The sequence below is a fragment of the Amnibacterium kyonggiense genome (genome assembly GCF_004364555.1).
GTDB lineage: Bacteria > Actinomycetota > Actinomycetes > Actinomycetales > Microbacteriaceae > Amnibacterium > Amnibacterium kyonggiense.
Map to the genome: position 1 here is coordinate 34,342 of NZ_SOAM01000003.1, position 19,229 is coordinate 53,570.

Genomic DNA, 19,229 nt, shown 5'->3' on the forward strand with positions numbered 1-19,229 from the left:
GCCCGTCAGACCGGGAGGCTGTTGACCGCGTGCACGCCGGTCGCCCAGAGGTACTGCACGGCGTGCGTCCGGTACGGCCGCCACGCCTCCGCCCGCCCGGCGAGCGCCCGCGGCGCCTCCGGCAGCCCGAGCCGCTTCGCCGCCTGGACGACGCCCAGGTCGGCGGGGAGGAAGGCGTCGACGTGGAGCGCCCGCATCAGGACGGTGTCCGCGGTCCACGGCCCGACCCCGGGCAGGGCGAGCAGCGCCGCGCGCACGGCGGCGGGGTCCGCCGCGAGGTCCACGGCGCCGTCCGCGAGCGCAGCCGCCACCGTGAGCACGGTCCGGATGCGCGTGGCCGGCATCCGCAGCACCTCGCCGACCCGACCAGGGTCGGCGACGAGCGCCGCCGCGGTCGGGAACCGGTGGGTCAGGCCGCCGCTCGGCTCGGCGAGCGACTCGCCGAACGCCGCGACGAGGCGGGCGGTGTGAGTCCTGGCAGCGGCGGTCGACACCTGCTGACCGATCACGGCGCGCAGCACCATGGCCTCCGGATCGAGCGTGCCGGGCGCGCGCCGTCCCGGACCCGCGGCCACGAGCGGCGCGAGCGCGGCATCGGCGGCGAGCACGCCGGCCATCGCCGCCGGATCGAGGTCCAGGTCGAAGGTCCGCCGCACGCGACCGACGACCTCCGCCTCGTCGCGCGCGTCCTCGAGTCGGAGCGTCACCGGCACGGCGCCGTCCTCCGGCAGCCCGACCTCGGCGACGGCCGTGCGGTCCCCCACCGGCACGACGGCGCGGTAGACGCCGCACCGCCACTCCTCCACGCCCGGCACCGCGGTCGCGGCGAGGTGCCCGTACAGGTTCGACGGGTTCAGCGGCGCGATGAACGGCTCCGATCGACGGACCGTCCCCGATCCGACGGAGCGCGCCGTCGGACCGGGGACGTGGCGTCGATCCGGCACTGATCAGACCAGGTACGGCTCGAGCAGCGCACGCTCCTCGTCGCCGACGAGGGCCTGGATCCGCGCGCCGGTCTCCTCGTAGACGGTCGCGAGCACGCGGCCCTTGTCGTGCAGCATCGACACGAGGTTCCCCTCGTCGAACGGGATGAGCACGGTGACCTCGTGCCGCGGCAGCGGCAGCAGCGCGCCGACCGTCTGGAGCAGCCGCTCGACGCCCTCGCCCGTGCGCGCCGAGACGAACAGCGCCGTCGGCTCCATGCCGCGCAGCACGAGCCGCGTCGCCTCGTCGGCCAGGTCCGCCTTGTTGAAGACGACCTGCTCAGGCACGTCCCGCGCGCCGACCTCGGCGATCACCTGCCGGACCGTCGCGAGCTGCGCCTGCGGGTCCGGGTGGGACGCGTCGACCACGTGCAGGACGAGGTCCGCGTGCTCCACCTCCTCCAGCGTGGAGCGGAACGCCTCCACCAGCTGGTGCGGGAGGTTCCGCACGAACCCGACGGTGTCGACGAGCGTGTACGGGCGGCCGTCGGGAGTCTCCGTCTTGCGGACGGTCGTGTCCAGGGTCGCGAACAGCGCGTTCTCGACGAGCGCCCCCGCCCGCGTGATGCGGTTCAGGAGGCTCGACTTGCCCGCGTTCGTGTAGCCGGCGATCGCCACCGACGGCACGGCGTTGCGGACGCGGTTCTGCCGCTTCACCGCACGCGCGGGCGCCATCTCGGCGATCTCGCGGCGCAGCTTCGCCATCCGGGAGTGGATGCGGCGGCGGTCGAGCTCGATCTTCGTCTCACCGGGACCGCGCGAGCCCATGCCGGCGCCCGCGCCGCCGACCTGACCGCCCGCCTGGCGGGACATCGAGTCGCCCCAGCCGCGGAGGCGCGGCAGCAGGTACTGCAGCTGCGCGAGCTCGACCTGCGCCTTGCCCTCGCGGCTCTTCGCGTGCTGGCTGAAGATGTCGAGGATGACGGCCGTGCGGTCGATGACCTTCACCTTCACGACGTCCTCGAGCGCGCGCCGCTGACTCGGCGCGAGCTCGGTGTCGGCGATGACCGTGTCCGCACCGACGGCCTGGACGACGAGGCGGAGCTCCTCCGCCTTGCCGGAGCCGAGGAACGTCGAGGGGTCCGGGTGCGGCCGCCGCTGCAGGAGGCCGTCGAGGACCTGCGCGCCGGCCGTCTCGGCGAGGGCCGCGAGCTCGCGGAGGCTCGTCTCGGCCTCGACCTGGCTGCGCGAGTAGACGCCGATCAGCACGACCCGTTCGAGGCGCAGCTGCCGGTACTCGACCTCGGTGACGTCCTCGAGCTCTGTCGAGAGCCCCTGGACGCGGCGGAGCGACTGACGCTCTTCGAGGTCGAACTGCTCGCCGTCGAAGTCGTCGTGCGTCGCGTCGATCGCGCGCTCGAGGTCGCTGGTGGGGATGGTGTCGCTCAAGGCGCCTCCTGGGCCGCCGACCGGTCGGTCGGCGTGTGGTTCGATGCTTCGTCGTGGATGGGGAGCACTACTTCAGCGCGCAGCCGGTGAGCGAGGCTCACGAGCGCACGATCCGGGTCGTGCTCCAGGGCGAGACGTTCGCGCTGCGGACCGCCGACGGCGTGTTCAGCGCGGAGCATCTCGACACCGGTACCGCCGTGCTGCTCGCGACGGTCCCGCCTCCGGCGACGGAGGGGGATCTGCTGGACCTCGGCTGTGGCTGGGGTCCGATCGCGATCGCGATGGCCAGACGGTCTCCCGGTGCTTCGGTGTGGGCGGTGGATGTGAACGAGCGCGCCCTCGCGCTCGCCGCCGCGAATGCCCGGATCGCCGGCGTACAGGTCAAGACCGCATGGCCCCAGGATATTCCTGACACGACCCGGTTCGCGACGATCTGGTCGAATCCGCCGATCCGGATCGGCAAGGCGGCGCTGCACGAGCTGCTCGAGACCTGGCTGCCGCGGCTCGCGCCGGGCGGCACGGCGTGGCTCGTCGTGGCGAAGCAGCTGGGCGGCGACTCGCTGCAGCGGTGGATCGCGGAGCGCTTCCCGGACCTCGACGTGTCGCGTGCGGCGACGGACAAGGGCTTCCGCGTGCTGGAGGTCTCGCGCGACTGATCGCGGATCCGCAGTTCCTGCCCGACACGCCGACTCCGGTGTCCCGACGCGCGGCGTGTCGCCCGAGCTCTGCGGATCCGCGGAAGAACCGCGGATCCGTGAGAGAACGGGTCAGAGGTCGATGACGCCCGTGTAGACGAGCTCGGCGGGGCCGGAGAGGGCCACGTGCTCGCCGTCCTCCGCGGGGAACATCCGCACGCCGAGCACGCCGCCCGGCACGGTGACCCGCCAGTCGTTCGGCGCACCCGAGCCGGCCCAGTAGCGGGTGGCGAGCGCCGCGGCGACCGCGCCCGTACCGCAGGAGAGCGTCTCGCCGCTCCCCCGCTCGTGCACCCGCATGCGGATCCGGGCGATCCCGTCCTCCACCAGCGGGTCCTCGGGCCGCACCAGCTCGACGTTCGCCCCGGCGGGCGGCGGCGGATCGAGCACGGGCGCGCGGCCTAGGTCGGCGCCCGCGAGCTCGTCGTCGTCCGCGAGGGCGACGACGACGTGCGGGTTCGGAACCGCGATCGAGAGACCGGGGCGGACCACGTCGACGCCCCCCACGGCGACCATGACGTCGTCCGGGCCGAGCGTCCAGCGGCCGAGGTCGACCGCGAAGCCCGTCGCCGTGCGCTGGACGGTCATCACGCCGGCGCGCGTGGCGATCGGCAGGGTCGCGCCCGTCGGCAGCTCGGCCAGCCCCTCCTGCAGCAGGAAGGCGGTGAAGACGCGGATCCCGTTGCCGCACATCTCGGCGACGGAGCCGTCCGCGTTCCGGTAGTCCATGAACCACACGGCGTCCGGGTCGGCCGCGACCGCGATCGGGTCCGCGCCCACCCGCACCGCGCGGAGCAGCCCGTCGCCGCCGATCCCGAACCGGCGGTCGCAGAGCGCGGCGATCCGGCTGGGGGCGAGATCGAGGGTCCCGTCCGGGTCGGCGACGAGCACGAAGTCGTTGCCGGTGCCGTGCCCCTTCGTGAAGCGGAGCTCGGCCATGGGGCGAGCCTACCGAGCGACCGCCCGCGGTCCGGTCGGAGCCGGGCGCAGGACGGGCCGGCGGGCGAGACCCAGCAGCGCCGCGCCCGCGACCGCGAGGAGGGCCGCGGCGATCGCGAAGGCGCCGTCCGGCAGCACGCCCGCTGTGAACGACCCCGCCGCGGCACCGAGGATCACGAGCGCGACCTGCACGGCGAAGACCGCCGGGATGCGGGCGGGCGGCACGAACCGGTCGAGCGCGAGCGCCGATCCGAGGGACTGCACCGCGGTCGCGAGCCCGAGCGCCACCGCCGCGGGCACCGGGGCGAGCCCGAGCTGCAGGAGGACGTACAGCAGCGCCATGCCGCCCGTGCCGGCGACGAGCATGCGGAAGGCGCGCCCCGGCCTGGCGCGACCGCCGAGCAGGACGGCGCCGGCGACCTCCGCGAGCGCGAGCAGGGCGAAGGCGGCTCCGGCCATCGCGGGGGTGGACCGGACGGGGACGAGCACCTGCAGGGTGCCGATCCCGAACCCCGCCGCACCGGCGGCCGCGATGAGCACCAGCGCACCGCGCCCCATCGGTCCGACCCGGACAGCGCCCGCCGGGCGCTCGAGCCGGCTGCGGTGCGCGACGGCGAGGAGCCCGGCGGCGACCAGCCCGCCGCCGGCGGCGATCGCCGGCGCGACGCCGATGAGCCCCCCGGCCGCGAGGGCGGCCGCGACGAGCGGGCCGATCGCGATCCCGGCCTGGAACAGCACGTTCACCAGCGCGTAGGCGCCCGGACGGTCCGCGCCCGGCACCGACGTCGCCAGCCGGCCCCGCACCGCGGGCGTGACGGCCGGGATCGCGATGCCGGCCAGCGCCGCGCCGGCGAGCACCACCCCGCCGCTCAGCAGCGCGGCCGCGACGATGCCGAGGACGGCGAAGAGCGGCAGGAGCACCGCGGCGCGCACCCGGCTCAGCAGCGCCCCCTGGGACACGACCCCGACGGCGTTCCCGACGCCGAAGACGGCGGCGAGCACGCCCGCGTCCGCACCGGTCCCGCCGGCGTCGAGCGCGCCGAGCACGATCGTGAGCGGCCACATGCCGATCGGGATCGCGCCGACCAGCGCCGCGACGAGCGAGACGGTGGTCGTCGGGGAGGAGAGGAGGCGACCGTAGGTGCGCACGGGGACCCTTCGAGAGGCCCGCCCACCCGGAAGAGACTGCTTCCTCAGGGGGCCGCGCGGCGACCCGGGATCAGGGTAGCCGCTCAGGCCCGGCCGTCAGCGCGCGGACCGCGCGCTCCGCCGCGTCGTCGGCGAGCCCGTCGACCACGACCGCGTCGCGGTCGCGGCCGAACCACGCCCGCTGCCGACGGACGAGCCGCCAGGTGAGCCGCGCCGTCTCGGCGATGCCGTCCTCGACCGTCCGCTCACCGCGCAGCACCGCGATCGCCTGCGCGTACCCGACGGCGCGCGAGGCCGTCTGCCCGTCGGCGAGCCCGCGGTCGAGGAGCCCCCGCACCTCGTCGAGCAGGCCCTCCTCCCGCCACATGCGCTCCGCCCGGAGCGCGAGCCGTGCGGCGAGCGGCTCGTTCGCGACCTCGACGCGGACGGTCCGGGTCGGACGCCAGAACGGCGCCGCCTCGGGCAAGGATGCGGCGAACGGCCGGCCGGTCAGCGTGACGACCTCGAGCGCGCGCACCACCTTCCTCACGTTCGCGGCGACGATGCGGCCCGCCGCTTCCGGGTCGACGGCCGCGAGACGCCGCCACAGCGCGTCCGCTCCGGAGGCCTCCGCCTCGGCCTCGAGCTCCGCACGGAGCGCGGCGTCGGTGGCCGGGAAGTCGAGCTCCCGCACGACCGACTCGACGTACAGACCCGAGCCGCCGACCAGGATCGGCACGGCGCCCCGCGCCTCGATCGCGGCGATCGTCGATCGGGCGGCCTCGCGGTAGACGGCGACGCTCGCCGTCTCGGTCACCTCCCACAGGTCGAAGAGGTGGTGCGGGATCCCTCGGCGCTCCGCGACCGGCAGCTTGGCGGTGCCGACGTCCATCCCCCGGTACAGCTGCATCGCGTCTGCGTTCACGATCTCCGCGGACGCGCCCGCCGACCGGATCGCGTCGGCGACGTCGAGCGACAGCCCCGTCTTGCCCGTCCCCGTCGCGCCGGTCAGGACCAGCAGCACGCCGTCGCCTCAGCCGAGCGGGCGCAGCCCGGGCAGCCCCAGGGAGACCGCCCGCGCTCCCCCGGGCTCCGCCGCGGGGACCGCGCACGAGGCGGCCTCGCGGGCGTCCCAGGCGTCGCCGGCCCGGGTGCGCTCCAGCCGGTGGTCCGAGCCCGCGGGGACGTCCGCGATCAGGTACGCGGGCGCCGCGTCCGTGACGCGGACGGTCACGAGGTCCCCGGGTCGGGGTCGCACGGCACCGTCGGGCAGCCCGACGTGCACGAGCCGGTTGTCCCTCGCCCGCCCCGACAGCCGCCGGGTCGCACCGTCCTTGCGCCCCTCACCGGTGCCGACGAGGACCTCGACATCGGAGCCGATCAGCTCGCGGTTCCCCGTCCAGGACAGCTGCTCCTGCAGCGCGGTCAGCCGCTCGTAGCGCTCCTGCACGACCTGCTTCGGCACCTGGTCCGGCATGGTCGCGGCGGGCGTGCCCGGCCGGATGGAGTACTGGAAGGTGAACGCGGAGGCGAACCGCGACCGCTCGACGACGCGGAGCGTGTCCTCGAAGTCCTCGTCCGTCTCACCCGGGAAGCCGACGATGATGTCGGTCGTGATCGCCGCGTCCGGGATCCGGTCGCGCACCGCGTCGAGGATGCGCAGGTACCGGTCCGACCGGTAGGACCGGCGCATCGCCCGCAGGACGCGGTCGCTGCCCGACTGCAGCGGCATGTGCAGCTGCGGCATCACCGCCGGCGTCTCCGCCATCGCGTCGATGACGTCGTCCGTGAAGGCCGCTGGGTGGGGGCTGGTGAACCGCACGCGCCGGAGACCGTCGATGCCGCCCGTCGCGCGCAGCAGCTTCCCGAACGCCTGCCGGTCACCGAACTGCACGCCGTAGGTGTTCACGTTCTGACCGAGCAGGGTCACCTCGATCGCGCCGTCGTCCACGAGCGCGCGGATCTCCCCGAGCACGTCGCCGGGCCGGCGGTCCTGCTCCTTGCCGCGCAGCGACGGGACGATGCAGAAGGTGCAGGTGTTGTTGCAGCCGACGGCGATGGACACCCAGCCGCTGTAGGTCGACTCGCGCTTCGTCGGCAGCGTCGACGGGAAGACCTCGAGGGACTCGAGGATCTCGACCTGCGCCTCGTGGTTGTGGCGCGCACGGTCGAGCAGCCGCGGCAGCGCACCGACGTTGTGGGTGCCGAAGACGACGTCGACCCACGGCGCCTTCTCGACGATCGCGGCGCGGTCCTTCTGCGCGAGGCACCCGCCGACCGCGATCTGGAACCCGTCGTGCTCGCGCTTCACCTTCGCGAGGTGACCGAGGTTGCCGTAGAGACGGTTGTCCGCGTTCTCACGGACGGCGCAGGTGTTGAGCACGACGACGTCCGGCTGCCGGCCCGCCTCCACCGCCACGTACCCGGCCGCCTCGAGGGACCCCGCCAGGCGCTCGGAGTCGTGCACGTTCATCTGGCAGCCGTACGTGCGGACCTCGTAGGTGCGCGCCGGGGCCTCGAGCAGGTCGGTCACCAGTGCAGTGTAGGAACCGAGCGGCTCGCCCACCGGACGCCGGAGCCGTGGCGCGAGCAGGCCGCGGCCCGGACCGGGCCGGGCCGGTCAGCCGATCCCGGCCGAAGCCAGGGCCGACCGCACCGCCGCACGGACGGACGACCCCGAGTAGCCCTTGCGCATCAGGTACGCCGTCAGCCGCCGCTCCGCGACGTCGTACGCCAGCGAGCCGAGCCGGCGGGCCCGGTCGTCCGCGACGGACTGCAGCCGGTCGGCGGCGACCTCCTCGTCCTCGACCTGCTCGGCCAGCACCGCGTCGACGACGTCCTGCGGGACGAGCCGGCCGCGGAGCGTCGACCGGATCGCCTGGTCGCCTAGGCCTTTCCGGTCGCGGAGCCGACTGACGAGCCGCTCCGCGAAGGCCGCGTCATCGACGAGACCGACGCTCCGCAGCCGATCGAGCTCGGCCTCCACGTCCTCCGGCTCGAGGCCCTTCGCGACGAGCTTCGCCCGGAGCTCGCCCTCGGATGCGTCGTGCCGCGTGAGTGCGGCGATCGCGACGTTCTCCGCGCGCTTCGACGCCCGGGTCGGCTCCGGCCTGGGCGGTCCGGACGGATCGTCGACCCCCGGCACGGCCCAGCGCGCCTCGTCCTGCGCGTCGGCGTCGTCCCGACCGGACCGCGGCTCGCGGGCGGCGTCGACCCTCGCGGTGCCCGCCGGATGCCGGGACGGGGCCGAGCTGCGCTCGACCCCGTCCTGCTCATCGCTGCCCGCGCGGTTCCCGGGGAACTGCAGCAGCTCGCCCATGGATCAGGCGCCCACCTTGCGCGCCACGGGCGCACGGTTCTGGAGCGACTCGACCGGAGCAGCCGGTGTCTGCGCGACCTGCTCCTCGGGCTTCTGCTTGTACGCGCCGACGCCGAGCTTCTTCAGGATCTTCTGCTCGATCTCGTTCGCGATCTCCCCGTTCTTCAGCAGGAAGTCGCGGGCCTTCTCCTTGCCCTGGCCGAGCTGGTCGCCCTCGTACGTGTACCAGGCGCCCGACTTCTTCACGATGCCGTGCTCGACGCCGAAGTCGATCAGGCTGCCCTCGCGGGAGATGCCGACGCCGTAGAGGATGTCGAACTCGGCCTGCTTGAAGGGCGGGGCCATCTTGTTCTTCACGACCTTGACGCGGGTGCGGTTGCCGACGGCCTCGGCCCCGTCCTTCAGCGTCTCGATGCGGCGGATGTCGAGCCGCACCGACGCGTAGAACTTCAGCGCCTTGCCGCCCGCGGTGGTCTCCGGGCTGCCGAAGAACACGCCGATCTTCTCGCGCAGCTGGTTGATGAAGATCGCGGTGGTCTTGGTCTGGTTGAGGCCACCGGTCAGCTTGCGGAGCGCCTGCGACATGAGGCGCGCCTGGAGGCCGACGTGGCTGTCGCCCATCTCGCCCTCGATCTCCGCCTTCGGCACCAGGGCCGCGACGGAGTCGATCACGATCAGGTCGATCGAGCCGGAGCGGATCAGCATGTCCGCGATCTCGAGCGCCTGCTCGCCGGTGTCCGGCTGGGAGACGAGCATCGCGTCGATGTCGACGCCGAGCTTCTTCGCGTACTCGGGGTCGAGCGCGTGCTCCGCGTCGATGAACGCCGCGATGCCGCCGGCGCGCTGGGCGTTGGCGATCGCGTGGAGCGTGAGCGTCGTCTTGCCCGAGGACTCCGGGCCGTAGATCTCGACGATGCGGCCGCGCGGCAGGCCGCCGACGCCGAGCGCCACGTCGAGGGCGATCGAACCGGTCGGGATGACCTCGACGGGGGCGCGCTCGTCGCTGCCGAGGCGCATGACCGACCCCTTGCCGAACTGGCGGTCGATCTGGGCGAGCGCGGTCTCGAGGGCCTTCTCGCGGTCGGTGATGGATGGCATTGGAAGGTCTCCTCGTGTTCACGACCCCGGATGTCCCGAGGTGCTCGGCTGCCCATCGGCTGTCGTTCCCGATGCGGAATCGACAGGGCTGGCGGCACTCCGCCTGTCTGGATCCGACTGTACGGAGCACCTCCGACAGCGGGTGCCGGAGGGCTGCCGACCGGTCGGAGGACCTTCGGATGCGCCTGTGGAGGAGCGTAGGCGCGCTCGAACACGAATTCGAGCGACACGCCGCAGGAGAACCACATCCGTGTGATTCGCGTTCGAGCGCGGGGCAGGACGACGTCCGCTCGGGATGGTCTCGAGGCTCGCTCCGCTCGCACCTCGACCAGCGGGCGGGGCGGAGCGCTCGCGCGGGCGTCCTCAGGAGTGGACGGGGCGTCCCCGTCCGTGCCAGCGGGACCGCGGCACGTCGTTCGCGCGACACAGCGCCGTCCACACATCGCCGGTGGGCACGCCGGCGGCGAGCGCCTGCTCGGCGGTCCTGCCACCGAGGTCGTCGAGCACGAGCTCGTTCACGAGCACGCGACCCTGCGCCTCGCCGAACTCCTCGTCGACCGCGAGGCGGAACTCGCTGACCTTCACGGTCGGCGTCCTGCGATCAGTGGGCCACCAGGTCCGGGCGGCGCATGCCGTCCGCGGCGCCCTCGCCGCGGACGAACCGCTCGCCGAAGTCGGCGGGCAGCGCGTCGGGGACCTCGATGCCCTCGAGCACCGCGAGGCGGTCGCCCACCTCGCGCATGATCACCGAGACGGGCGTCTCGAGCGCGTCGGCGACGGACGCGAGGATCTCGCTCGACGCCTCCTTCTGCCCGCGCTCGACCTCGGAGAGGTAGCCGAGGGCGACGGAGGCCTTGCTCGCCACCTGACGGAGGGTGCGGCCCTTCTGCAGACGGAAGTCGCGCAGGACGTCGCCGAGCTCTTGACGAACGAGAACCATGTCGTCCCCTCCTTCTCGGTGTTCGGTGTCGAGCCGTCGGACCCGCCGGGGAAGCGGACGGCCACTGTACCCCTGCTGATCTGCGACAACGGTACGGCCGGTCACGGACACCGCGGTGCCGACGTGCCAGAAGTAACGGGATCGAAACGTCGGCTATTCCGGTGCCTCGAGCACCTCGAGCAGGAGCGCGAGGGCGAGGTCGACGGCGCCACCGCGCACCGCCGAGCGGTCGCCGGGCAGCGCCGAGCCCCGCGCGACGAGCCGCTCCCCCACGGCGACGCCGACCCACACGGTGCCCGCGGCCTTCCCGTCCTGCGCGCCGGGCCCGGCGACACCGGTGGTCGCGACGCCCACGTCGGCGGGACGGTCGTCGACCGCGAGCGCGCGCCGCACCCCGTCCGCCATCTGCCGCACGACCTCCGGGTCCACCGGCCCCTCCCGGTCGAGGAGGCCCGCGTCGACGCCGAGCACCGAGTGCTTCACGGGGGTCGCGTAGGCGACGACCGCGCCGAGCAGCGCCGCTGACGCGCCCGGCACCCGCACGAACGCATCGGCGAGGAGACCGCCCGTCAGGGACTCCGCGACCGCGAGGGTGCGACCGTCCGCCCGCAGCAGCTCGAGGATCCGCTCGGCGCTCATCCCCGGTTGAGCCGGCGGTCGTCGATCAGGTACTGGACGCCGGTGACGATGGTGACCACGAACGCGGCAGCCATGAAGAGCGTGTTCACCCAGTCCACCCAGCCGCCGAGCAGCGCCGGGAACGGGGCGAGGGCGAGCGTGATGGCGACGGATTGGAGGACGGTCTTCGTCTTGCCGCCCTTCGACGCGGGCACGACCCGCTTCGACAGCACGGCGAACCGCCAGACGGTGATGCCGATCTCGCGGACGAGGATCGGGATCGTCACCCACCACGGCAGCTCCCCCAGCACGGAGAGCACCACGAGCGCGGCGCCGGTGAGCGCCTTGTCCGCGATCGGGTCGAGGATCTTGCCGAGGTCGGTGATGAGGTTGCGGCTGCGGGCCAGGTGCCCGTCGAGGCTGTCGGTGGAGATCGCCACGACGAAGAGGACGGTCGCGATCCAGCGGAGCGCGTTCGCCTCGCTGCCCGCCGCGAGCAGGACCACGACGAAGACGGGCACCAGCGCGATCCGCACGATCGAGATCAGGTTCGGCACGCTCCACGTGCTGACCGGTCCGTCGCCCGCGCGGAGCATCCGCGGCCTCGTCTGCCCGTCGGTGCTCATGCACCGACAGTAGGCCCGCGGGCCGGGATGTCCACGGACGAAAGGCGGGTCCGGCGCGGAGCGCTCGGACCCGCCTCCCGTCGCGGTCGGGCTCGGCGGCCTACGCCCGGTCGGTGAGGTTCCAGGCGTCCTCCGAGTCCTCGGAGGGCGCGTCGTCGTCGAAGTAGTCGAGGGCGACCTTGCCGCCGCCGCCGGCCGAGGCGCCGTTGCCCGGCATCCCCCGGATCTGGGCGAGCGTGTCCGCGAGCTGGTCGGCGGAGACGAGCACGTCGCGCGCCTTCGACCCCTCGGACGGACCGACGATCTTCCGCGACTCCATGAGGTCCATCAGGCGGCCGGCCTTCGCGAACCCGACGCGGAGCTTGCGCTGGAGCATCGACGTCGAACCGAACTGCGTGGTGACGACCTGCTCGACGGCCGCGAGCAGGAGCTCCATGTCGTCGCCGATGTCGCCGTCGATCTCCTTCGCCGGCGCGACCTCCGCGACGTCCTCGCGGTAGTCGGGGCGAGCCTGGTTCTTGACGTGCTGGACGACCGCGGCGATCTCGGACTCGTTCACCCAGGCGCCCTGGATGCGCATCGGGTTGGCGGACCCCATCGGCAGGAAGAGGCCGTCACCCTGGCCGAGCAGCTTGTCGGCGCCGACCTTGTCGAGGATGACGCGACTGTCGGTCGCGGAGCTCACGGCGAACGCGAGGCGGCTCGGCACGTTGGCCTTGATCAGGCCGGTGACGACGTCGACGGACGGACGCTGCGTCGCGAGCACCAGGTGGATGCCGGCGGCGCGGGCGAGCTGCGTGATGCGGACGATCGAGTCCTCCACGTCGCGCGGCGCGACCATCATCAGGTCCGCGAGCTCGTCGACCACGACGAGCAGGTACGGGTACTTCGAGAGCTTGCGCTTCGAGTCCGCGGGCAGGCGGATCTCGCCGTTCTCGATGGCGCGGTTGAAGTCGTCGATGTGCCGGAAGCCGAACGACGACAGGTCGTCGTACCGCATGTCCATCTCCTTGACGACCCACTGCAGCGCCTCCGCCGCCTTCTTCGGGTTCGTGATGATGGGGGTGATGAGGTGCGGGACGCCCTCGTACGCGGTGAGCTCGACCCGCTTCGGGTCGACCATCACCATGCGCACCTCGGACGGCGTCGCCCGCATGAGCAGGCTCGTGATCATCGAGTTCACGAACGACGACTTGCCCGCGCCGGTGGCGCCGGCGACGAGGAGGTGGGGCATCTTCGCGAGGTTCGCGACGACGTGCCCGCCCTCGACGTCCTTGCCGATGCCGATCGTCATCGGGTGCGACGACTTCCGCGCCGGGCCCGAGCGGAGGATGTCGCCGAGGCTGACGATCTCCTTGTCCTCGTTCGGGATCTCGATGCCGATCGCGCTCTTGCCCGGGATGGGCGAGAGGATGCGCACCTCGTTCGACGCGACGGCGTACGACAGGTTCTTCGCGAGCGCGGTGACCTTCTCGACCTTGACGCCCGGGTTCAGCTCGACCTCGTACCGCGTGACGGTCGGCCCGCGCATGTAGTCCGTCGCCCGGGCGTCGACCTTGAACTCGTCGAGGACGCTCTGGATCGACGCCTTGATGCGCTCGTTCGCCTCGGTCTTCGCCTTCGGCACGGAACCGGCGGAGAGCACGTGCTCGGGGGGCAGCCGGTAGGCGCCCGCCGGCGCCTGCGCCTGGTAGGCCGCCTGCTCCTCCTCGAGCTCCTCCTCGGTCATCGCTGCGGTGTCCTGCGCCGGAGCGACGATCGGCGACGCCGCCGGGGCGGCGGGCTGCGCCACGACCGGGGCGGTGCGCGGCGCCTCGGTGCGGCCGGACGCGAGCTCGTCGAGGGTGAGGAACTCGAAGTCGCCGTCGTCCTCCGCGGGCTCCGCCGGGGCGGCACCCGCCTGCCCGACGAACGGGTTCCCGGTGGCGGAGGACGGCGTGGCCGACTCCGACTCGACGCCCACGACCGCGGCGGTGCCGGTGGCGTCGATGATCGGCGAGTCGTAGGCGGGGTCGCCCTCGCGGACCGGCTCGTCGACGACGACCTCCGCCTCCGCCTGCTTCCGGCTGCCGGGCCACCAGCGACGGCGCTCGCCGCGCGCCGGCTCCTCGCTCTCCTCGAGACCGAGCGCGGCGAGGTCCGCGCCGTGCAGGTCGTCGCCGACGGCGTCGGGCGCCGCCGGCAGCGCCTTCGCGCCGCGCTTCGCCTTCGGGGCCGGTTCCGCCGCGGGCTCGGCCGCGGCCGTCTGGCCGCCGGTGTCGAACAGGTAGGCGTGGAGGTCGCGGAGGCGCTGCGGCAGCCGGTTCGGCGGGGTCTTCGTCAGGACGAAGAGGCTCAGCGCGAGGACGACGCCCGCGATCGCGGCGGGCAGCGCCGGGTTGCCCCCGGCGAGGGCCTCGAGCGGCGTCACGACGAGCCAGCCGGCGACGCCGCCGCCCGCGGCGAGCTGCTGGAGGTGCTCCGGCTGGGGGTTCTTCGCGACCACCTGCGCGATCGCCGCCGAGGAGACGACGAGCATCGCGGACCCGACGCCGATCCGGCCGTTGTCGTGGACGGTCGCCGGGTGGCGGAACAGCCAGAGCGCGAGCAGCGCCATGAAGACCGGCAGCCCCACCGTGATCGTGCCGAAGAGGCCGCCGAACGTGTACAGGTGCACGGCCTGGGCGATCGCGTTCGAGCGGAAGAACCACTCGACCACGCCGCCGACGACGGCGAGCACGAGCAGCAGGAAGGGCACGCCGTCGCGGCGCTGCTCCTTCTGCAGCGTCTCGGGGCCGAACGTCCGCGCCGCCCCGCCCGCGACGTGCGCGAGGCCGAGGTAGGCCCGCGTCGCCATCGTGTCCTGCTCCTGCGGGGTGATCACCTTCGTCCGGCTGCTCGCGCGGCCGGTCGTCCCCGCCCTGGGCGTCGACGAGCGGCCGGAACCGGCCCGCGCACGCGTCGCGGTCCCCGCGCTCCGGGCGGTGGTCGCCCGGGCAGCGTCCTTCCCCCTGGGTGCAGCCATGCGGTCCAGGCTAGGTCGGTGCGCCGACCGCACCGGGGAGGCGCCCGCCCCCTGATCGGGGGTGTCAGCGGAGGGCGCGGACCATCGTGTCGGCGTCCGCGCCGGACTCGACGACGACGAACCCCTCGCTGCGGTAGAGCCGCTCGGCGAAGTTCGCGCGCTCGACGCTCAGGCTGACGCGCTGGTGCCCGGACTCGCGGGCGAGGTCGCACGCCGCCTCGAGCAGCGCCCGGCCGACGCCGCGCGCCCGCCACATCGGCCGGACCCCGAGCGTGAGCTCCGGCACCCCGCTCGCGACGAACCCGTGGCCCGCGTCGTTCCGGGGCAGCACGCGGTACCAGCACGCGCCGATCGACTCCCCCGAGTCGTCCACCGCGACGACGCCGTCGTCCGCCGGGCGCTTCCAGCCGCGGGCGTAGCGCATCACGGCCGGGTCGGCGAGGAGGTCGGCCTTCGGCCGCACCCGGTCCGGATGCCGGTTCGCGGCCTCGCACGCCATCTCGACGAGGAACGACGCGTCGGCCCGCGTCGCGCGACGGATGCGGTACGCCACGACGACCCCCTCCGCGAGGGAGCCATCGTATCGGCGTGCGGACCGCGGTCAGGCGGGGGCGCCCTCCTCCGCGAGGATGCCGTCGATCTGCCCCATCGCCTGCTGCAGCCCCTCCTCCATGCCCATGTCGAGCATCTGCTGCAGCTGCTCCGTCGACCGGAACGTCGTGACGAGCGCGACGCGGGTCCCGCCGTCGGTCGGGGTGAGCGTCGCCGCCATGCGCGACCACCCGGCCCGCTCGTCGGGGTTCCCGTCCGCGTCCGCGAAGGCGTCCTCGAGCTCGAAGGAGCGCGGCTCGTCGACCGCGAGGATCCGCCAGACGCCGTGCGCCTGCTCGCCGTCCGGGCCGGCCATGAAGTAATGGGAACCGCCGCCAGGCGTGAAGTCATGCCGGAGGAAGGTCGCGGGCCAGCCGGGAGGACCCCAGTGGCGCTGGACCTGCTCCGCCTCGGCGTACAGGCGCCAGACCCGCTCGACGGGGGCGGCGAACTGCGCGGTGACGGTCATGGTGAGTCGGTCGAGGTCCTTCTCGACGTCGAGGACGGGCACGGTCACTCCTTCTGCTCGGTCGGGTCCTCCGCGAGGAGGCGGTCCATGGCTGCGATCCGGGTCCGCCAGAGCTCCTCGTACCGGCCGAGCAGCTCGCGGGCGAGCGCGATCCGCTCGGGCTCGGCCCGCACATGCTGCTCCCGGCCGGCGCGGTGCTTCGACACGAGCCCGGCCCGCTCGAGCACGCCGACGTGCTTCTGCACGGCCGGCAGACTCATCGCGTACGCGCGCCCGAGCGTCGAGACCGACTGCTCCCGGCCGATCACCCGCTCGAGGATGTCCCGGCGGGTCGCGTCGGCGAGGGCGTGGAAGATCTGATCGACCTCGGCCTGGCTCGGCACCGTTTCTACAACCATCGGGTTGCAGATTACCCCTGGTCCGGATCGCCGACAAGCACCTGTTCGGCGAATCGGGATGCCAGGTCGTCGTGGTCTCGACACGGGCGCGGAGCGCCCGGCTCGACCACCGTGCACCGCTACGCGGAGACGACCACCGGAACGATCATCGGGCGACGGCGGTGCTTCGTGTTCACCCAGCGCCCGACCGTGCGGCGCACGACCTGCCGGTACGTGTGCAGGTCCTTCGTGCCGTTGGAGGCCGCGTCGCGGAGCGCCTCGACGATCTGCGGGCGGACCTTCTCGAACACCTCGTCGTCCTCGGCGAAGCCGCGGGCGTGGATCTCCGGGCCGACGACGCAGCGACCGGTGGCGGGGTCGATCGCGACGAAGATCGAGATGAACCCCTCCTCCGCGAGGATGCGCCGGTCCTTCAGATCCGCGTCCGTGATCTCGCCGACGCTCGAGCCGTCGACGTAGACGAAGCCGAGGTCGTACTGCCCGGCCACCGTGGGCACGCCGGCCCTCAGGTCGACGGCCGTGCCGTTCTCCGCGATGATCACGCGGTCCTCCGGCACGCCGGTGTCCTTCGCGATCTGCGCGTTCGCGACCTGGTGCCGGATCTCGCCGTGCACCGGCATGGCGCCCTTCGGCTTCAGGATGTTGTACGCGTACATCAGCTCCCCCGCTGCGGCGTGGCCGGAGACGTGGACCTTCGCGTTGCCCTTGTGGACGACGGTCGCGCCGAGCTTCGTGAGGCCGTTGATGACGCGGTAGACGGAGTTCTCGTTGCCCGGGATCAGGCTCGAGGCGAGGATCACCGTGTCGCCCTCCCCGATCTCGATCGAGTGCTCCATGTTCGCCATCCGGGACAGGACGGCCATCGGCTCGCCCTGGCTGCCGGTGGACATGTAGACGATCCGGTCGTCGGGCAGCTTCGCCGCCTGCTTCAGATCGACGAGCACGTCCTGCGGCACCTTCAGGTGGCCGAGGTCCGCGGCGATGCCCATGTTGCGGACCATGCTGCGGCCGAGCAGGGCGACCTTCCGGCCGTTCTTGTGGGCCGCGTCGAGCACCTGCTGCACGCGGTGGACGTGGGACGAGAAGCTCGCGATGACCACGCGGCGCGGCGCGCGGCGGATCACGTCGTCGAGCACCGGGCCGATCGAGCGCTCGAGCGGGGTGAAGCCCGGCACGTCCGCGTTCGTCGAGTCCGCGAGGAACAGGTCGATGCCCTGCTCGCCGAGCCGCGCGAACGCACGGAGGTCCGTCAGCCGGTCGTCGAGCGGCAGCTGGTCCATCTTGAAGTCGCCGGTGTGCAGGACGGAGCCGGCGGCGGTGCGGATGGCGACCGCGAGCGCGTCCGGGATGGAGTGGTTCACCGCGACGAACTCGAGGTCGAACGGGCCGAGCTGCTCCGTGCCGCCCTCCTTCACCACGTGCGTGTACGGCTTGATCCGGTGCTCCTGCAGCTTCGCCTCGATGAAGGCGAGCGTCAGCGCCGAGCCGAGCAGCGGGATGTCCCGCTTCAGGCGGAGCAGGTAGGGCACGGCGCCGATGTGGTCCTCGTGGCCGTGCGTCAGCACGACGGCGACGACGTCGTCGAGCCGGTCCCGGATCGGGGCGAAGTCCGGGAGGATCAGGTCGACGCCCGGCTGGTCCGTCTCCGGGAACAGCACGCCGCAGTCGACGATCAGCAGCTTGCCGTCGATCTCGAAGACGGTCATGTTCCGGCCGACCTCGCCGAGCCCGCCGAGCGGGAGGATGCGGAGGGTGCCGCGATCGACCGGACGGGGCTCCGGGAGCTGCTCGGCCATCAGCGCGTCGTCCCGGCGACCTTGGGCAGGGCGCCGCCCGCCGCGGCGTTCCGGTCGGGCCGGAAGTTCTTGAAATCGGCTCCGGCCACGTCGTGCACCAGTGCCAGCTCGTCCTCGATCACGGCGGCCTCCGCCTCCTCAGGTCCTACGAGAGGCAGCCGCACGCGCGGACTGCCGATCCGGCCGAGGCCGTGGAGCACGTACTTCGCGGCGACGGTGCCGGGCACGTGGGTCATGATCGCGCGCACCAGCGGCTCGAGCAGGCGGTGCTGCGCGGTCGCGGTCGCGAGATCGCCCGCGTTCACCGCGTCGACGATCGTGCGGTACGGCGCGGCGGCGACGTTCGCCGTCACGCCGATGAGCCCCGAGGCGCCGATCGCGAGGTGCGGGAGCACGTTCGCGTCGTCCCCGGAGAAGTACAGGAGGTCCGTCTGGTTCAGGACGCGGCTGACCTCGCTGAAGTCGCCCTTCGCATCCTTGATGGCGACGATGTTCGGGTGCTTCGCGGCGCGGAGGATCGTCTCGTACCGGATCGGGACGCCCGTGCGGCCCGGGATGTCGTAGAGGATCACCGGCAGGTCGGTCGCGTCCGCGACCATCCGGAAGTGGGTGAGCAGGCCCGCCTGCGTCGGCTTGTTGTAGTACGGCGTGACGATCATCACGCCGTCCGCGGCGTGGGCGGACTTCTTGTAGAGCTCGATCGCGTGCGCCGTCTCGTTCGAGCCGCCGCCCTGGATGATCTTCGCCCGGCCCGCGGCCACGTCGCGGGCGACCTCGACCAGGCGCAGCTTCTCCGGGTCGGTCAGCGTGCTGGTCTCGCCGGTGGTGCCGGAGACGACGATGCCGTCGGCGCCCGCGGTGATCACCGAGTCGATGTGCTTCTCCACCCCGGGCCAGTCCACCTCGCCGTCGGCGGTGAAGGGCGTGACCAGCGCGACGAGCACCTGGCCGAAGGGGTTCTCTGGCACGGACCGGAAGCCTACCGGGCGGCACCGGACCTGTTCTCGCCGCGCGAGCACAGGGCGCTGCACGGATGGGCGCTGCACGGATGAAGGAGTTCGTCGAGCCGACCCGCGCGCACGCCGCCTCCGACGCCTCCCCTGCCCGCCGATCTCCTTCATCCGTTCGGGGAGAGCCCGTCGTCCGCTCCTCCACAGGCCGGATCCGGGCGGTCGTCGCGTCGGAGGGCGGGATCCGGCCGATCGCCGTGTCGCGATCGTGGACCGTGTCCGCCCG

The 19,229-nt window shown here is 73.2% G+C and carries 19 protein-coding genes; 1 reads left to right on the forward strand and 18 read right to left on the reverse strand.

What is annotated here, in order from left to right:
• Window positions 1-5: 5 nt before the first annotated feature.
• Together CLV52_RS13335 and hflX are read right to left on the reverse strand one after the other, a co-directional pair.
• The gene (locus CLV52_RS13335) at window positions 6-944 is read right to left on the reverse strand and encodes a DNA-3-methyladenine glycosylase family protein (RefSeq protein ID WP_133766879.1); all 939 of its coding nucleotides are present in this window, start codon (window positions 942-944) and stop codon (window positions 6-8) included.
• Between the two features lie 3 nt (window positions 945-947).
• Window positions 948-2,360 carry a GTPase HflX gene (gene hflX / locus CLV52_RS13340; protein WP_246018186.1) on the reverse strand — a complete coding sequence of 471 codons (1,413 nt, stop codon included), beginning with the start codon at window positions 2,358-2,360 and terminating at the stop codon, window positions 948-950.
• Between the two features lie 65 nt (window positions 2,361-2,425).
• On the opposite strand from hflX, the gene CLV52_RS13345 reads away from it, so the two are divergent.
• Window positions 2,426-3,028, forward strand: a complete 603-nt coding sequence (locus CLV52_RS13345) for a class I SAM-dependent methyltransferase (protein ID WP_133766881.1) — start codon at window positions 2,426-2,428, stop codon at window positions 3,026-3,028.
• A 111-nt stretch (window positions 3,029-3,139) separates the two neighbouring features.
• On the opposite strand, the gene dapF is transcribed toward CLV52_RS13345, so the two are convergent.
• The 16 genes from dapF to dapA all read right to left on the reverse strand — a co-directional run bounded on the left by dapF (window position 3,140) and on the right by dapA (window position 18,961).
• The gene (gene dapF, locus CLV52_RS13350) at window positions 3,140-4,006 is read right to left on the reverse strand and encodes a diaminopimelate epimerase (RefSeq protein WP_133766882.1); all 867 of its coding nucleotides are present in this window, start codon (window positions 4,004-4,006) and stop codon (window positions 3,140-3,142) included.
• 9 nt (window positions 4,007-4,015) lie between these two features.
• The gene (locus CLV52_RS13355; RefSeq protein ID WP_133766883.1) at window positions 4,016-5,155 is read right to left on the reverse strand and encodes a hypothetical protein; all 1,140 of its coding nucleotides are present in this window, start codon (window positions 5,153-5,155) and stop codon (window positions 4,016-4,018) included.
• Between the two features lie 70 nt (window positions 5,156-5,225).
• Entirely contained in the window at window positions 5,226-6,158 is a 933-nt protein-coding gene (gene miaA / locus CLV52_RS13360; RefSeq protein WP_133766884.1) for a tRNA (adenosine(37)-N6)-dimethylallyltransferase MiaA, read from the reverse strand.
• A 9-nt stretch (window positions 6,159-6,167) separates the two neighbouring features.
• The gene (miaB, locus tag CLV52_RS13365) at window positions 6,168-7,667 is read right to left on the reverse strand and encodes a tRNA (N6-isopentenyl adenosine(37)-C2)-methylthiotransferase MiaB (protein ID WP_281276079.1); all 1,500 of its coding nucleotides are present in this window, start codon (window positions 7,665-7,667) and stop codon (window positions 6,168-6,170) included.
• Window positions 7,668-7,754: 87 nt separating this feature from the next.
• Complete coding sequence (locus CLV52_RS13370; RefSeq protein WP_133766885.1) at window positions 7,755-8,453, reverse strand: regulatory protein RecX; 699 nt, start codon at window positions 8,451-8,453, stop codon at window positions 7,755-7,757.
• A 3-nt stretch (window positions 8,454-8,456) separates the two neighbouring features.
• On the reverse strand, window positions 8,457-9,551 hold the full coding sequence (recA, locus tag CLV52_RS13375) for a recombinase RecA (RefSeq protein WP_133766886.1): 1,095 nt from the start codon (window positions 9,549-9,551) through the stop codon (window positions 8,457-8,459).
• Between the two features lie 363 nt (window positions 9,552-9,914).
• On the reverse strand, window positions 9,915-10,136 hold the full coding sequence (locus tag CLV52_RS13380; protein WP_133766887.1) for a DUF3046 domain-containing protein: 222 nt from the start codon (window positions 10,134-10,136) through the stop codon (window positions 9,915-9,917).
• Between the two features lie 16 nt (window positions 10,137-10,152).
• Complete coding sequence (locus CLV52_RS13385; RefSeq protein ID WP_170224931.1) at window positions 10,153-10,491, reverse strand: helix-turn-helix domain-containing protein; 339 nt, start codon at window positions 10,489-10,491, stop codon at window positions 10,153-10,155.
• Between the two features lie 153 nt (window positions 10,492-10,644).
• Entirely contained in the window at window positions 10,645-11,130 is a 486-nt protein-coding gene (locus tag CLV52_RS13390) for a CinA family protein (RefSeq protein ID WP_133766888.1), read from the reverse strand.
• A complete protein-coding gene (gene pgsA, locus CLV52_RS13395; protein ID WP_133766889.1) occupies window positions 11,127-11,735 on the reverse strand; it encodes a CDP-diacylglycerol--glycerol-3-phosphate 3-phosphatidyltransferase in 609 nt (202 codons plus the stop codon). Before pgsA ends, CLV52_RS13390 begins: the two co-directional genes overlap by 4 nt.
• Window positions 11,736-11,835: 100 nt before the next feature.
• Window positions 11,836-14,739 carry an FtsK/SpoIIIE family DNA translocase gene (locus CLV52_RS13400; protein WP_133766890.1) on the reverse strand — a complete coding sequence of 968 codons (2,904 nt, stop codon included), beginning with the start codon at window positions 14,737-14,739 and terminating at the stop codon, window positions 11,836-11,838.
• A 64-nt stretch (window positions 14,740-14,803) separates the two neighbouring features.
• Entirely contained in the window at window positions 14,804-15,292 is a 489-nt protein-coding gene (locus tag CLV52_RS13405; protein WP_246018133.1) for a GNAT family N-acetyltransferase, read from the reverse strand.
• A gap of 48 nt (window positions 15,293-15,340) precedes the next feature.
• Window positions 15,341-15,841: an SRPBCC family protein gene (locus tag CLV52_RS13410; protein WP_133766891.1), complete on the reverse strand. Its 501-nt coding sequence runs from the start codon at window positions 15,839-15,841 to the stop codon at window positions 15,341-15,343.
• Between the two features lie 2 nt (window positions 15,842-15,843).
• Window positions 15,844-16,197, reverse strand: a complete 354-nt coding sequence (locus CLV52_RS13415; RefSeq protein WP_133766892.1) for an ArsR/SmtB family transcription factor — start codon at window positions 16,195-16,197, stop codon at window positions 15,844-15,846.
• 119 nt (window positions 16,198-16,316) lie between these two features.
• Entirely contained in the window at window positions 16,317-17,993 is a 1,677-nt protein-coding gene (locus CLV52_RS13420; RefSeq protein ID WP_133766893.1) for a ribonuclease J, read from the reverse strand.
• A complete protein-coding gene (dapA, locus tag CLV52_RS13425) occupies window positions 17,993-18,961 on the reverse strand; it encodes a 4-hydroxy-tetrahydrodipicolinate synthase (RefSeq protein WP_246018134.1) in 969 nt (322 codons plus the stop codon). Before dapA ends, CLV52_RS13420 begins: the two co-directional genes overlap by 1 nt.
• Between the last annotated feature and the right edge of the window lie 268 nt (window positions 18,962-19,229).

Excerpts from the sequence above, each read along its gene's own strand:
- dapF (WP_133766882.1), bottom strand. The coding sequence starts at position 4,006 with ATGGCCGAGCTCCGCTTCACGAAGGGGCACGGCACCGGCAACGACTTC.
- CLV52_RS13370 (WP_133766885.1), bottom strand. The coding sequence starts at position 8,453 with ATGGGCGAGCTGCTGCAGTTCCCCGGGAACCGCGCGGGCAGCGATGAG.
- recA (WP_133766886.1), bottom strand. The coding sequence starts at position 9,551 with ATGCCATCCATCACCGACCGCGAGAAGGCCCTCGAGACCGCGCTCGCC.
- CLV52_RS13385 (WP_170224931.1), bottom strand. The coding sequence starts at position 10,491 with ATGGTTCTCGTTCGTCAAGAGCTCGGCGACGTCCTGCGCGACTTCCGT.
- CLV52_RS13390 (WP_133766888.1), bottom strand. The coding sequence starts at position 11,130 with ATGAGCGCCGAGCGGATCCTCGAGCTGCTGCGGGCGGACGGTCGCACC.
- pgsA (WP_133766889.1), bottom strand. The coding sequence starts at position 11,735 with ATGAGCACCGACGGGCAGACGAGGCCGCGGATGCTCCGCGCGGGCGAC.
- CLV52_RS13400 (WP_133766890.1), bottom strand. The coding sequence starts at position 14,739 with ATGGCTGCACCCAGGGGGAAGGACGCTGCCCGGGCGACCACCGCCCGG.
- CLV52_RS13415 (WP_133766892.1), bottom strand. The coding sequence starts at position 16,197 with ATGGTTGTAGAAACGGTGCCGAGCCAGGCCGAGGTCGATCAGATCTTC.
- CLV52_RS13420 (WP_133766893.1), bottom strand. The coding sequence starts at position 17,993 with ATGGCCGAGCAGCTCCCGGAGCCCCGTCCGGTCGATCGCGGCACCCTC.